This window comes from Lentzea flaviverrucosa (assembly GCF_003350445.1).
GTDB lineage: Bacteria > Actinomycetota > Actinomycetes > Mycobacteriales > Pseudonocardiaceae > Lentzea > Lentzea californiensis.
The window spans coordinates 272,612-285,823 of the sequence record NZ_QQAU01000001.1 but is presented as its reverse complement, the minus strand read 5'-3'; the positions used below and the strand labels follow the sequence as shown (position 1 = coordinate 285,823).

At 71.2% G+C, this 13,212-nt stretch carries 14 protein-coding genes; 11 read left to right on the top strand and 3 right to left on the bottom strand.

Features of this window, described 5'->3' with window-relative positions; genetic code table 11:
- Positions 1–126: 126 nt before the first annotated feature.
- The 8 genes from DFR72_RS01450 (at position 127) to DFR72_RS01420 (ending at position 6,419) form a co-directional block, all read left to right on the top strand.
- A complete protein-coding gene (locus DFR72_RS01450; protein WP_090064398.1) occupies positions 127–1,344 on the top strand; it encodes a cytochrome P450 in 1,218 nt (405 codons plus the stop codon).
- Positions 1,341–1,949, top strand: coding sequence for a hypothetical protein (locus DFR72_RS01445; protein WP_090064399.1), 609 nt, complete (start codon positions 1,341–1,343; stop codon positions 1,947–1,949). The genes DFR72_RS01450 and DFR72_RS01445 overlap by 4 nt, the downstream gene beginning before the upstream one ends.
- A gap of 2 nt (positions 1,950–1,951) precedes the next feature.
- On the top strand, positions 1,952–3,145 hold the full coding sequence (locus DFR72_RS01440; protein ID WP_211335256.1) for an ABC1 kinase family protein: 1,194 nt from the start codon (positions 1,952–1,954) through the stop codon (positions 3,143–3,145).
- 55 nt (positions 3,146–3,200) lie between these two features.
- Positions 3,201–3,356 carry a VOC family protein gene (locus DFR72_RS45270; RefSeq protein WP_170176083.1) on the top strand — a complete coding sequence of 52 codons (156 nt, stop codon included), beginning with the start codon at positions 3,201–3,203 and terminating at the stop codon, positions 3,354–3,356.
- 66 nt (positions 3,357–3,422) lie between these two features.
- The gene (locus DFR72_RS01435) at positions 3,423–4,076 is read left to right on the top strand and encodes a winged helix-turn-helix transcriptional regulator (RefSeq protein ID WP_090064401.1); all 654 of its coding nucleotides are present in this window, start codon (positions 3,423–3,425) and stop codon (positions 4,074–4,076) included.
- Between the two features lie 81 nt (positions 4,077–4,157).
- On the top strand, positions 4,158–4,700 hold the full coding sequence (locus DFR72_RS01430) for a hypothetical protein (protein ID WP_090064402.1): 543 nt from the start codon (positions 4,158–4,160) through the stop codon (positions 4,698–4,700).
- Position 4,701: 1 nt separating this feature from the next.
- Positions 4,702–5,226 carry a DUF6239 family natural product biosynthesis protein gene (locus tag DFR72_RS01425; protein ID WP_090064403.1) on the top strand — a complete coding sequence of 175 codons (525 nt, stop codon included), beginning with the start codon at positions 4,702–4,704 and terminating at the stop codon, positions 5,224–5,226.
- A 128-nt stretch (positions 5,227–5,354) separates the two neighbouring features.
- Positions 5,355–6,419: a cobalamin-independent methionine synthase II family protein gene (locus DFR72_RS01420; RefSeq protein ID WP_090064404.1), complete on the top strand. Its 1,065-nt coding sequence runs from the start codon at positions 5,355–5,357 to the stop codon at positions 6,417–6,419.
- 24 nt (positions 6,420–6,443) lie between these two features.
- Here the strand turns inward: DFR72_RS01420 and DFR72_RS01415 are convergent, their stop codons facing one another.
- The gene (locus tag DFR72_RS01415) at positions 6,444–6,860 is read right to left on the bottom strand and encodes a DUF3995 domain-containing protein (protein WP_170176082.1); all 417 of its coding nucleotides are present in this window, start codon (positions 6,858–6,860) and stop codon (positions 6,444–6,446) included.
- 59 nt (positions 6,861–6,919) lie between these two features.
- Between DFR72_RS01415 and DFR72_RS01410 the strand changes: the two genes are divergently transcribed.
- Positions 6,920–7,504: a TetR/AcrR family transcriptional regulator gene (locus tag DFR72_RS01410; RefSeq protein WP_090064406.1), complete on the top strand. Its 585-nt coding sequence runs from the start codon at positions 6,920–6,922 to the stop codon at positions 7,502–7,504.
- A gap of 44 nt (positions 7,505–7,548) precedes the next feature.
- Positions 7,549–8,445: an oxidoreductase gene (locus DFR72_RS01405; protein ID WP_090064606.1), complete on the top strand. Its 897-nt coding sequence runs from the start codon at positions 7,549–7,551 to the stop codon at positions 8,443–8,445.
- A gap of 11 nt (positions 8,446–8,456) precedes the next feature.
- On the opposite strand, the gene DFR72_RS01400 is transcribed toward DFR72_RS01405, so the two are convergent.
- The gene (locus DFR72_RS01400; protein WP_090064407.1) at positions 8,457–9,383 is read right to left on the bottom strand and encodes a LysR family transcriptional regulator; all 927 of its coding nucleotides are present in this window, start codon (positions 9,381–9,383) and stop codon (positions 8,457–8,459) included.
- A 103-nt stretch (positions 9,384–9,486) separates the two neighbouring features.
- Here DFR72_RS01400 and DFR72_RS01395 point away from each other — a divergent pair, with 103 nt between their 5' ends.
- Positions 9,487–10,329: an aldo/keto reductase gene (locus tag DFR72_RS01395; protein WP_256238298.1), complete on the top strand. Its 843-nt coding sequence runs from the start codon at positions 9,487–9,489 to the stop codon at positions 10,327–10,329.
- A 252-nt stretch (positions 10,330–10,581) separates the two neighbouring features.
- Here the strand turns inward: DFR72_RS01395 and DFR72_RS01390 are convergent, their stop codons facing one another.
- Positions 10,582–13,200 carry a winged helix-turn-helix domain-containing protein gene (locus DFR72_RS01390; protein WP_143086668.1) on the bottom strand — a complete coding sequence of 873 codons (2,619 nt, stop codon included), beginning with the start codon at positions 13,198–13,200 and terminating at the stop codon, positions 10,582–10,584.
- Positions 13,201–13,212 lie beyond the last annotated feature (12 nt).

The following is a 13,212-nucleotide window of genomic DNA, read 5'->3' as shown; positions in this document are numbered from 1 at the left end:
GTTCCGCAAGATCACTACTTTGATGTGAAGTGAGACAAGGAAAGAGCTAGCGATGAGAACGCCCGCTCGTTGACTCAGTATATGAAAAATAAGTAACCTTGCCTCCTCCGGACAGAGGAGTTCGCGATGACCCAGCTCGCCGGACATCCGATCCCGGTCGCGTGCTTCGACCCCTCGGCCACCGAGGTCCAGCGCGATCCGTACCCCTACTACCACTGGCTGCTGCGCAACGACCCCGTCCACCGGGGCGTGAACGGCATCTGGTTCGTGTCCCGCTACGACGACGTGCGCGCTGTTCTCGCCGAGGACCGCCTTGTGCGCCAAGGCATCCGGGACTTCTGGTCGCAGCTCGTCGGGCCCGGTCCGCTGAGCGGCATCCTCAGCAGGACCGTGCTGTTCCAGGACGAACCGGACCACAGCCGGTTGCGGGCGCTCGTCATGCCCGCGTTCGCGCCCCGTGCGCTCCGGTCGCTGGTGCCCGAGATCGACCGGCTCGTCGACGAGCTGGTCGACCCGTCGGCGGGGGAGCTCGACGTCATCAACGACGTCGCGTACCCGTTGGCGCTGGGCGTGATCTCGGCCGTGCTCGGCCTCCCCGCGAAGGACAGGGACCTGATCCGCGCGTGGTCGTTGCGCATCGGCCCCACCCTCGACCTCGCGGCCGGGGCGGGCGAGATCGCCGACGGGCAGGCGGCGATGGCCGAGCTGACCGGCTACCTGGCCGACCTGATCCGGGTGCGCCGCGGTTCCGGCGACCTGCTCGGAACCCTCGTCGCGGACGGCTCCGCCAGCCGCGAGGAGGTCATCGCCATGGTGGTCACGCTGATCTTCGCGGGCCACGAGACCGTGACCAACCAGATCGGCAACGGAGTGCTGGCGCTGGCGCGGCATCCCGCCCAGCTGAGCCTCCTGCGCGCACTGCCGGACCTGATCCCGGACGCGGTGGAGGAGATGCTGCGCTTCGACTCGTCCGTCCAGTCCAACAGCCGGCAGCTCGTGGACGACCTCGAACTGCGGGGCAGGACGTTGCGGCGCGGTGAGCTCGTCGTCGCGCTCATGGGCGCCGCGAACCGGGACCCGGAGCGGTTCGCCGACCCCGACCGGTTCGACGTCACCAGGACCGGCGTGCACCCGCTGTCGTTCGGCAGCGGCATGCGGCACTGCGTGGGCGCGGTGCTCGCACGGCTCGAGCTCGCCGCGGTGTTCCGCGCCCTGGTGCGGTTGCCCGACTGGACCCTGACGAGGAACCCCGAGGAACTCCAGTACCAGCGCAGCACGATGTTCCGCGGCGTGCTGACGCTCCCGATCGCCTTCACGGCGCAGAAACCCAGGAGCACACCATGACCGTCGACGCCGCGCCCGACCGCTCCGATCCGCTGGTCGTGCCGAACAGCCAGCACCACGTGGGACTCAGCATCAAGGGCCAGCTCACCGTGCTCTTCTCCGACGGCGAGACGCTGGACTGCGCGGACGTGAAGGGCCTGAGCGCGGTGCGCAGCGCGCAGGAGTTCACCGTCCTGCCCGACGGGCGGCCGCAGATCGCCGTCACCCGGCTGATGACGCACTTCCACTCCAACGAGACGGGGCTGCTGATCCAGCAGAACCCCGCCCGCCCCAACCTCGGGACCCTCACCGGGGTGCGGCCGGGGGGAGCGGAGGCGCTGCTGCCGGCGGACGTCGTCTTCGAGCAGTACCTGATCATCAGCCTGCGCGGGCACCTCTACCTGAACCTCGACCCGCTGGTCATGGAGGCCAAGGCGATCACGACGTTCCCGCCCGTCGGCAACACCTTCCTGTCCCGCACGCCGACGACTTTCTACGACGTGACGGAACTGGAGGGTGGCCTGAACGCCACCGAGCCCGGCTCCGCGAAGCCGCGACTCGCGCTGGCGTCGACCAGCGTGTGCGGCAGCCACGTCACGCACGAGATCGACATCCCGACGGACTGACCGTGCGCGTGGCGGTCGTCCTGAGAGCCTTCGAGGTCCTGGTGGTGCTGGCGGCCACGGGCGTCCGGGCGGTGTTCTCGCGCAGGCGGGCGGACCTGCTGACGGACGCCGTCGTGCGCCTGGGGCCGACGTTCCTCAAAGTGGCGCAGTTGCTCGGCACACGCGTCGACGTGGTGCCGCTGGAGGTGTGCCGTGCGCTCGCCCGCGTGTACGACGACCTGCCCGCGGTACCGGTTTCCGAGGCGGAGCAACGGTTTCCGCCCCGGTTGCGCGCGGATCTCACCGGAGTGACGCCCGCCGCGGCCGGCAGCATCGCGTGCGTCTACCGGGGCGAGCTGCGGGACGGCCGCCACGTCGCGATCAAGGTCCGCCGGCCGGGCATCGGGCGGGTCGTCGAACGTGATCTCGCGCTGCTCGGCTGGATGGCGCGGCTCGCGGAGTCGTTGCGCCTGCTGGGCGGGATGCCCGTGGTGAACGTCGCCGGCGAGATCGCGGACGCGGTGCGCCAGCAGCTCGACTTCGACGCCGAGGCGGCGGCACTGCGGGAACTGGGCGCGAACCTGGTCGCCGTGCCCGGTGTCCGGGTGCCGGGGGTGATCGGCGAGTACTGCGGGCCGGGAGTGCTCGTCATGGAACACCTGCCGGGCTTGCGGGGCGGGGCCGTGTCCGCGGGGGCGAAGCGCACCGCGACGCTCACCGCACTGCGCGCCGTCTACCAGATGATCTTCCTGGACGGTCTCGTCCACTGCGACCTGCACCCCGGCAACCTGTACGCGATGCCGGACGGCTCGGCGGTGATCGTGGACGCGGGCTTCTGCCGCCGGATGAGCGACTCGGGCCGGCAGGCGTTCGTCGGCTTCTTCTACCGGATGACCCGGGGTGACGGCGCCGCGTGCGCGGACGTCGTGCTGGCCACGGCCACCGCCACCGCGCGGTCGGACCCCGAGGGGTTCCGCGCCGAGATGATCCGGCTCGTCGAGTCCGCGACGCGCGACTCGGTCGCGGACTTCGACCTGGTGCCCTTCACCGTCCGGCTCTTCGCGCTGCAACGCGAGCACGGGCTCGCCGCGGATCCGGCGTTCGTGTTCCCGATCCTGTCGCTCGTCGTGCTGGAGGGCACTTTGCGGGAGGTGTGCGCGGACGTCGACTTCCAGACGGAGGCGCTGCCGTTCGTGCTGCGCGGCTTGATGACCTGAACGGGAGTTGTGGTAGTTCATCCAACCCTTCCGCTCGGCGGAGGAGTTCTTCGGAATGCCCGAGCACCAGACCTCGATGCTCAACTTCCGGGTGCGCGATCTGGACGCGGTGCCGGCCCAGCTGCGCGAGCAGGGCGTCGACGTGGACGACCACATCTCGACGACCTCCGGCGCGGGGCGCTTCGGGGTCGCCACGAGCCCGCGGCGGTGACCCGGCGCGTCCGGTGTGGACCGTTCAACTCGGTGTTAGAATTGATAGCGAGTTCAGGCGGGTGTGATGGCTTCGGCGAAACGTGACTACGGCCAGTTCTGCGGGCTCGCCGCGGCGCTGAACGTCCTCGGCGAGCGCTGGACGCTGCTGGTGCTGCGCGAGCTGCTGATCGGTCCCGCCCGCTTCACCGAGCTGGCCGAGAACCTCCCCGGTGCCGGGCCGAACCTCCTGTCGGAGCGCCTGCGCACGCTGGTGGAGCACGGCGTGGTCGAGCAGTCGTCCGTGGAGGGTGACGGGCGGGCGCGGCAGTACCACCTGACCGATCTCGGCGAGGAGCTTCGCGGGCCGGTGCTGGCGCTCGCGAACTGGGGCCTGGGGTTCCTGCGCGAGGAGGACCGTTCCGGAGCGGTCAGGGCGGAGTGGGGTTTCCTCGCGGTCCAGTCGATGGTCGTCGAGTCCGCGATCCCGGCTGTCGACGAGGTCTACGAGTTCCAGGTCGGCGACGAGCCGTTCGTGATCGAGGTGAGGGACGGCGCCGTCGCGTTCGGCCGCGGCCACGCCGAGCGGCCCGACCTGACGGTCGAGTGCGACGCCGACACGTTCGTCAGGGTCGGTGCGCGGATGTTGTCGCCGTTCGAGGCGATCGCGACCGGAGACGTGCGCATCAAAGGCAAAGCGGAATCGGTGCGCCGGTGCATTCTCATGCTCGGGCTGAACTGATCCGCGCAATCTGGGAGAAGGGGCCCGTTCCGCCTTCTCGGTAACGTCCGGACCACTCCCGGTTTCCCGGACGGAGCTGACATGACAACTCATGCCGGGGCGTGGTCCGCGCCTGGCTCACTCAACGAGCGCTGGCACAAGCTCGCGCTCAACCTCTTCATGTTCGTGGTGCTCGCGCATTGGGCGGAACACATCGTGCAGGCCGTGCAGGTATTCCTGCTCGGGTGGCCACGACCACAGGCCGGTGGTGTGCTCGGTCTCTGGATCCCGTGGCTGGTGACGTCGGAATGGATGCATTACGGCTACGCGCTCATCATGCTCGTGGGCTTCTTCGCACTGGCACCCGGTTTCGCCGGGCGCGCGAAGAAATGGTGGAAGATCGCGTTGTGGATCCAGTTCTGGCACCACTTCGAGCACCTTCTCCTGCTCCTGCAGGCCGTCACCGGCCGCAACCTGCTCGGGTACCCGCAGCCGATGAGCATCCTGCAGCTGGTGCTGCCCCGCGTCGAGCTGCACCTGTTCTACAACCTGGTCGTGTTCGTCCCGATGGTGGTCGCCGTCTACTTCCACCTGCGTCCCTCGCGGGCGGACCGGGCCGAGATGCGCTGCACCTGCGCGGCCTGAGATGCACGACCACGGCTCGGCGGTGCCCGTGCTCGCCGGGCCGGTGCTGCTCTACCTGATGCTCTACTTCTCGGTCCCGGTGGTGGCGGGCTTCGCGCTGATGCGGATCACCACGCCACCGCCGCGCCGGGTGGACGCGCTGCTGGTGACCGGAGCCGCCACCACGGCGTTCCTGGTGGCCATGCTGGTCGTTCCCTCCTTCGGGCTGCCGCCGCAGGCGACCGTGCTCCTGCTCGTCGCGGGCATCGTGCCGTTCGTCATCTGGTGGCGAGCACCGCACCTCCTCGTCCGCGTGGTGGTGGTCGCGCCCTGGCTCGTGGCCGCTGCCGCCGTGACCGGCCTGCTCCGCGCACCCGCCGACCTGCCCGGCAGTTTCACCGCCGCGCTGACCGCCGTGTCCTGGCTGACCTTCTGCGTGCCGCGGTCACGGCCCGGCAGGGTCGCGGTGCGGGTGACGGCCGGCGTCCTCGCGTTGGCGGTGGTCGCCATCACCGCGAAGGTCGCCTCCGCCGGTGGCTGGCAGTAGTCGCCGACCGGCAGTTCGATCCTCCACCCGAGTGGACACCATCGCGCGCCGATGTTTTTCCGCGACCGCGCTGCTAGCTTCGGTCGAAATCACCGAATTGTCCGGCACGTCGTTCTCCAGGGGGAGTCTTGCTCATTCCAACCGAGCCGATCGGAAGCATTCCCCGCCCCGCGGATCTCGTGAGGGCGCTGTCCGAGTTCGGTTCCGGCCGGCTCGGACAGGCGGAACTGGACGCGGTGACCGAACGGGCGCTCGCCGACACCCTCACCCGATTCGAGGACACCGGCTCGCCCGTTGTCACCGACGGAGAGCAGACGAAGTCGAGTTTCGCCACCTATCCGCTCGACGGGGCCACGTCACTCGGCTCCGGTGGCGCCGTCATTCCGTTCGCCGACGGTCATTCCCGCCAGTTGCCGGTGCTGACGGGCGGTCCGTTCCGATACGCGTCGTTCGCCGAGAAGTATTTCCGGGAGGCCGGGCGGCACACCGCTCTGCCGGTCAAGCAGGCCGTGATCGCGCCCTCCGCGCTGAGCCTGCTGTACCCGCCCGCCGGCCTGGCGGACTACCCGCGCGAGCAGTTCATCGCCGACCTCGTGGACCAGAGCGAGGCGGACATCCGCCGGTGCCTCGACGCGGGCGCGGCCTCGGTGCAGCTCGACTTCACCGAGGGCAGGCTCTCGCTCAAGCTGGACCCGAGCCGCAGCCTGCTGCGGACGTTCGTCGACCTCAACAACCAGGTGCTGGACCGCTTTTCCGCACAGGAGCGTCAGCGCATCGGCGTCCACACCTGCCCCGGCGGCGACCAGGACTCGACCCACAGCCTCGACGTCGACTACGCCGAGCTGCTGCCCGACCTGTTCGGCCTGCACGCGGGCCGCTTCTACCTCCAGCTGGCCAGCGAACCCGACCGGCGGCGCGTCCTGGAGGTCATCCGCGAGCACGCCCCCGCCGGCGCGCAGGTGTTCGTCGGGGTGATCGACCCGATCGACCCGCGGGTGGAGACCCCGGAGGAGGTGCGCGACCGCGTGCTGGAGGCGGCCGAGTACATCCCCGCCGACCGGCTCGGCACGTGCGACGACTGCGGCTTCTCCCCGTTCGCCGACGACACGTCGACCTCGCGCGACACCGCGTTCGCGAAGATCGCAGCGCGGGTCCAGGGCACGGCGCTGGCGAGGGCCGCTCTCGGCGTGTGAGCGACCCCCCGCGCGATGGGAGGTTCATCCCAGCGTGGCGACCGCCGCGCAGCACGCCGCCAGGACGAGGCACAGCGGCGAGTAGATCCGCAGGTCGAGCCGGGCGAACTCGGTGTCCTGCCGGGACGACACCACCAGGCCCGCCGCGCCGCGCAGCAGGAGCACCGCGGCCACGCCGGCCGCCCCGGCGGTCGCCAGCCAGCCGGGGCCCGGCACCGGCAACACGCCCGCACGGCCCGCGACGACGTACGCGGCCACCCCGAGCAGGACCGCGACCGCGCCCGTCGCCGGTCCCGCCGGAAGCTTCTCCACCGGAACGCCCACCACTCTGCTGGCGAACTCCTCGCGTGTGCGCAGAGGCCACGGCGAGAACATCCACACCCCGTGCAGGAGGCCGACCAGCATCAACACCGCGGCCGTGCCCAAGCCCACCAACGTCATCGTGTTCCTCCAGTGTTCCGTACACCCCTGCATGTTCGTCCGTACAGTACTGTACGGACGTGGCTCGGTTGTCGAAGCAGGACTGGCTCACCGCGGCACTCACCGCCCTGGCCGAGGGAGGCGTGAGCGCGGTGGCCGTGGTGCCGCTCGCCCAGCGGCTCGGCGTGACGCGAGGCAGCTTCTACTGGCACTTCACCGATCGCACGGAACTGCTGCGCGACGCACTGCTGTGGTGGGAGCAGCAGGGCACCATCGCGGTGATCGACCAGGTGGCGCCCATCGCCGACCCGCGGGACAAGCTGCGCCGGCTCTTCCTGATCGCGATCACCGAGGACCCGGCGAGCGGACTGGAACCCGCACTGGTGGCGCACGCCGACGACCCGGTGGTCGCTCCGATCCTGCAGCGCGTCACCGAACGCAGGGTCGCGTTCCTGACCGAGGCCTATGCGGAACTCGGCCTGTCTGCGGCACGCGCCCGGCAGCAGGCCGTCGTCGCGTACTCCGCCTACGTCGGCTGGATGCAGCTGCGGCGCGCGACACCCGGTGCGTTGCCGGAGGTCGTCGACGACCCGGAAGCCCTGGCGTACCTGGTGGACACCCTCACCAGGACGAGCGAGGCCGGAACCGCGGACGGAGTTCGTTGACGCGGGGCGCGATCGGTGCCGGAAAGGTGAATAAGCTGGCGATCATGACGAAGCACAGGTGGACCGCCGGCGACCTCCCCGACCTGACCGGTCGTACCGTCGTGGTGACCGGTGCGGCCAGCGGCGTGGGGCGCGGCACGGCGGCCGCTTTCGCCGCGGCAGGGGCGCACACGGTGCTCGCCGTGCGCAACGTCGAAGCCGGTGAGCTGGCCGCGGCCGCCATGTCCGGCAAGACCGAGGTCCGCGAACTGGACCTGGCGAACCTGGCGTCGGTGCGCGCGTTCGCCGAGGGCTGGCAGGGCGATCTCGACGTCCTGGTCAACAACGCCGGGGTGGCGATGACGCCGCACGGTCACACGGCGGACGGGTTCGAGCTGCAGTTCGGCACCAACCACCTCGGTCACTTCGCGCTGACCAACCTGCTGCTGCCCTCGATCACCGGCCGCGTGGTGACCGTGGCCTCCGGCGCGCACAAGGCGGGCGTGCTCGACCTCGACGACCTCGACTTCGACCGCTCCGGCTACACCCCGGTGAAGGCCTACGGCCGGTCGAAGCTGGCGAACCTGCTGTTCACCCTCGAACTGGACCGGCGCTGCCGCGAGGCCGGGTCGTCCGTGCGCGCGCTGTCCGCGCACCCCGGGTACTCGGCGACCAACCTGGGCACCAAGGGCCGCAACCGGCACCTGGTCAAGATCGTGCACCTGGCCGGGCGCTACCTCGCGCAGACCGAGGCCCAGGGCGCGCTGCCGTCGTTGTACGCGGCCACCCAGGACCTGCCGGGCGCGAGCTACGTCGGCCCGGACGGGCGGTTCGAGCTGCACGGCCACCCCGCGCTGGTCGGCCGGTCCGCGGCGGCCAGCGACCCGATGCTCGCGCGGCGGCTGTGGGAGGTGTCGGAGCGGGTCACCGGGGTGACCTTCCCGCTGACCGCGAAGCCCTGACCCCGGCGCTGCTAAGCGAGTTCGGCCACGCGGTCGGTGTCGCCCTGACGGGCGGCGTCCTGCAGGGCGCGCAGCGCCGCCCGGCACGCGGGACGGTTCGTGGTGCTGTTGCGCCACAGCGCGAACACCCGTCGCCGGGGTGCCGGGAGCAGCGGCACGAACCGGACCCCCTCCGGTGCGGGGCCGCGGCCGAGGCGGGGGATGATCGCGGCGCCGAGTCCCGCCGCCACCAGGGCGAGCTGGGTGGAGTGCTCCGAGGCCGTGTGCGTGATGCGGCGCTCGATCCCGTTGCGGCGCAGCATGTTCTCGAGCCAGCCGTGGCAGATCTCGTCGCTGGGCCAGCCCACCCAGTCCTCGCCGTGCAGCTCCTCCAGTGTGGTGGAGGCTCTGCCGGACAACGGATGCCGGGCGGGTAGAGCCACGTCGAGTACGTCTTCCAGCAGCGGGGCGCACGAAATTCCTTCGGGCACCGCGAGCGGCTGCTCCGGCCAGTCCTGCACCACCGCGATGTCGATGTCGGCGTGACGCAGCTGCGCGATCGACTCGGTGGGTTCCAGTTCCGTGAGCCGCGCCGACAGGTTCGGGTGCCGCTGCCGCAACGTGTGCAGCACCGTCGGCAGCAGGCCGCGGGCGGCCGTGGCGAACGCGGCCACCGTGAGCGACCCGGCCACCGCGCCGCGGTGGCCGGCCAGGTCGGTCTCGGCGAGTTCCACCTGCTGCAGGAGTCTGCCCGCGTGGTCGGCGAGCAGGTCGCCCGCGTCGGTGAGCCTGATGCCGCGCCCCCGCTTCTCCAGCAGTGGCTGACCGACCTCGCGCTCCAGTCTGGACAGTTGCTGCGACACCGCTGAAGTGGTCACGTGCAACGCTTCGGCGGCGCCGCGGACCGATCCCGTCGTGGACACCGCGTGGAGGGTCCGCAGGCGTTCCAGGTTCAACACTTCAGCGATGCTACGCGGTTGACCCAAGAATGTTTCGATTGTCTCAGCGGAAGCGGGACGGCAGGGTCGGTGCCGCAAGAACCGACATCCGCAAGGAGATCCTGTGCACTCCGACCGTCACCACCTCGTCCTCGGCGGCGACCTTCCCGTACACCGCCTGGGTTTCGGCGCCATGCGGCTGCCCGCGGACGACCCGGCCGCCGCGCACGCCCTGGCTCGCCGGGCGGTCGAGCTCGGCGTCACGTTCATCGACACCGCCGACTCCTACGACCTCGGCCGCAACGAGGAGCTGCTGGCCGAGGCCCTGCACCCGTACCCCGACGGTGTAGTGGTGGCCACCAAGGCGGGCCAGTGCCACCCCGGCGACGACTGGATCCCGCTCGGCCGCCCGGAGTACCTGCGCCAGCAGGCGGAACTGAGCCTGCGCCGGCTGCGGGTCGAGCGCATCGACCTGTTCCAGCTGCACCGGGTCGACCCCGCAGTGGCGCTGGCCGACCAGATCGGCGCGCTGCGGCGGCTTCAGGACGAGGGGAAGGTGCGGCACGTCGGGCTGTCCGAGGTGTCCGTCGAGCAGATCGCCGAAGCCGGGCGGATCACGCCGATCGTCAGCGTCCAGAACCGGTACAACCTCGACGACCGGCGTTCGGAGGACGTGCTGGCGCACTGCGAACGGCACAGCATCGCGTTCCTGCCGTGGCTGCCGATCGCGCCGAGCGTCCGGCCGGGTTCGCCGGTGACGGAGGTCGCCCGTCGGCTGGGAGTCACGCCGGCACAGGTCGCACTGGCGTGGCTGCTGCGCCGGTCGGAGGTCGTGCTCCCGATTCCGGGCACGTCCTCCCTGCGCCACCTCGAGGAGAACGCCGGCGCGGCGGGCGTCGAGCTGTCCGACGAGGACTTCCAGCACCTCGATCAGCTCGGCCGAACGGCCGGGATGTCGCGCGCTTGACGGTGGACCGGCCGTGAGTGGCTCCTCTGTCGTGAAGCGCGACATCGGGAACGGGAACCACTCACGGCCGTGCCCCCGCACCCGGCTGTGCGCAGGCCGAACTGAGCACCGCCGGGGGTGCCTGCCAAGGCGTTCGATGAGCGAGCCGCACGCGATCGTGTCGGTGGCTCGGGGTGTGGGCCGCGGTGTGACGCGCCCGTGCGGATCAAGTGTGGCGGGGGTCCGGGCCACGGTCCAAGGGGCCAAACGTGATCAGATCAGGCCGAGTCGCCTGGCGACGAGGACCGCGTCGCGCCGCTGGTTCACGCCCAGTTTCCGGTAGATGCCGCGCAGGTGCGTCTTCACGGTGTTGACCGAGACGAACAGCGAGTTCGCGATCTCCTCGGTGGTGCGCATGGACGGCAGCTCGACCAGGAGATCGCGTTCGCGGCTCGTGAGCACGCCCGCCGAGGTCGTCGCCGCCGTCGGCAACGCCGTCATCGTCGTCGTGGCGAACCGGTCCAGCCTGCCGAACCGGCCCGCGCCGCGGGCGAGGAGCTCGCGGACCGGCTTGCCCGCGTGGACGAACGGCCGGATCGTGCCGACGGGTTCCGCGGCCGCCAGCGCGCGGGTCACGGCCTCGTGTGCACGCCGCTGGTCGCCGGAACGCTCCACCAATACGGCCTCCAGCAGCCAGGCGTCCACCACCGTCGGCGCCGCGACCGCGGGAAGGTCCCCTGACAGCAACGGTTTCACCAGTTTGCGGGCCTGGTTGACGCGGGAGTGGTGGGAGTGCAGGACGGCCTGGAGCACCGCCTGCTCCCCGCACGGTCCGAACATCGCCTCGACCTGGGCGGGCATCGCCGCGGCCCACTGCTCGTCCCCGGTCCGCAGGGCCATCCGCTGCAGCGCCGGTGCCACGTGCGCGACCACCGGTGGCGTCACCTCGCGCCCGGCGACGTCCTGCCACTGCCGGCGCAGGCGTCCGGCGACGGCGCGCGGGTCGCCTGCCGTGGTGAACGACACCGCCGCGTCCAGCGTGCGGACCGCGATCCCGACCCCCAGGTCGGGCCGGTCGCCCAGCGCCGCGGTCGCGCGCATGGCCAGATCGGTGGCCTGCACGTCCTCCATGCGCAGGTAGGCGTGCACGCCCATCAGGGAGTAGGCGAGCGCACAGGTGAAGTGCGCCTGCCAGCCCTGTCGTTCGGCGAACTCGACCGCCTCGCGCGCCTGCCGCGCCCCCTCCGCGATGTCGCCCATCGCGCTCGCCAACGCCGCCAGGTGCACCCGGCAGTCCAGTTCCGCGTGGGCGAACCCCTCCTTCCTGGCGAGCGCCGCCGCACGGACCAGGTCGATCTCCGCGGCGCGGTGCTCGCCGCGCGACAACGCCGCGACGCCGCGGTCGAGCAGGGCGGCGACGTCCGCGTCCGGTGCGCCGCTCAGACCGGCGGGCGTCCTGGCCATGATGTCGAGCGCCTCGCCGACGTGCGCGTCCAGCCTGCCTCGGCGCAGCAGTGCGGTGCCGTGCAGCACCCGGACCCGTTCCGGGCGCAGCGCGGGGGACGCGCCGCCGATCCCGGCGAGCACCCGGTCGGCGGCGGTGAGGTCACCGGCGTCGAGCGCGACGAGCGCCGCGACGACGCCGACCGCGGGCCTGGCCAGCACGTGGCCGGGCACCGCGCTCAGCACCGGGTGCACCTTCGAGCCGCCCACGTGGAGCATCTCGCGCAGCACCGAATGTTCGATGATCTCCGAGGTGAGCTGGTCCTCGCCGGCCGCGACGGCGTGCCGCAACGCGGTCAGGGGCAGGTCGTTTTGGTGGTGCCAGCGTGCCGCGGACCGGTGCAGCGCGGTCTCGCCGGCCGGACGGGTCCGGCGGAGTTCGGCGAGGAGGTGCGCCCGCAGCACCGGATGACAGCGGTACCACTCGGGTGTGCTGCTCAGCCTGCTCACGAACGCGTTGGTGCGCTCGAGGTGGTCGAGCACGACGCCGGGACTCGGGTGCTCCGGTGCCAGGGCGCTCGCGAGTCCGGTGCTCACCGCGTCGCAGACACTGGTCGCGATCAGCAGGTCGTGCGTGCTCGGTGAGTGGGGCGCGAGCACCTCCTCGGTCAGGTAGCCGCTCACGATCTCGTCCTGCCCGGTGAGCATGGGCAGGACGGCCGGCGGTGTGCCGGTCGTGTTCATCCGCATCGCCGCGAACGTCAGTCCACCGGCCCAGCCCTCCGTGCCGGTGAGCAGCGCCTCGATCTCCTCCGCCGAGAGCGAGACGCCGTACGTGGCGAGCAGGGCCTGAGTCTCGGCCCGGTCGAACGCGAGCTCGTGGGGGAGCACCTCGCGCAACCGTCCCTCCAGGTGCAGCCGGGCGAGGTGCAGCGGTGGCGGGAACCGGCCGAGCAGCACCAGTCTCAACCGGTCCGGTGGCTGCCGGGTGAGCAGGTCGATGGTGGCGAGGGCTTCCGGATCACGCAGTTCGTGCACGTTGTCGAGAACCAGGCACGCGGACGCGGGTAAGCGGTCGGACGCGGCCACTATCGCCGAGGAGAAACCCGGTTCGGACCACGGGATCGACTCGAGGTGGCCCTGGTCCGGCCAGACGCGGATGAGCGCGTCTCGCATCGCGACGCGCAGCCGGGCGGGCGCGCTGTCGTGTTCGTCGAGGGTCAGCCACGCGACCCGGTCGGTGCGGCGTCGTGCCCACTCCGCGAGCAACGTCGTCTTGCCACACCCCGCGGGCCCGGTGACGAGGGTGACCGGTGCCGCCGCGACGTGGTCGTCCACAGTGGACAGAAGCCGGTCGCGTGCTATGAGCGGAACGGCCGAGACGGGAACCCGGAACCTGGGCGGACTGGTGTCGTGCGCTGATCGCTCGCACTCCGAACTGTCGGACATTACGATGACTCT